1 protein-coding gene is annotated in these 421 nt (G+C 61.0%); it reads left to right on the top strand.

All coding sequences use genetic code 11. The features are described 5' to 3' along the window. Positions 1 to 75: 75 nt before the first annotated feature. Positions 76 to 421, top strand: a 346-nt coding sequence (locus AC0KVQ_RS10950; RefSeq protein WP_473421200.1) for a galactokinase family protein, incomplete at its 3' end; no start/stop codon positions are given.

Here is a 421-nt window from a genome sequence, read left to right as displayed (position 1 = left end):
CGATCTCACACCCGAGCAGGCGGCCGAGCGTCTCGGCAGCGGCAGCGCCATTCACTACAACGAAGCCTGAATCTCATGACCACACTCCTTGAGCGCACCCGCGAGGTCTTTCGTGACACCTTCGGCCAGTCCCCAGCCCTTTCGGTGCAGGCGCCGGGCCGGGTCAACCTGATCGGCGAACATACCGATTACAACGGCGGTTTTGTGCTGCCGTGCGCCATCAACTACCAGACCGTAATCTCTGGTTCGCCACGCCAAGACAGCACGGTTCAGGTGGTTGCGCTGGATTACGCCGGCGAAACCGATCAGTTCCGGCTGGATCTGCCGATCTTTCCGAATCTGGGCATGCCGTGGGCCAACTATGTGCGCGGCGTGATCAAGCTTCTGCAGGCGCATGGTCATGTGCTGCAAGGGGCAAATC

This window comes from Formivibrio sp. oc-25 (assembly GCF_055810895.1).
Note: the sequence above shows the minus strand (reverse complement) of the source record. Positions and strands in the feature narration are given on the sequence as shown.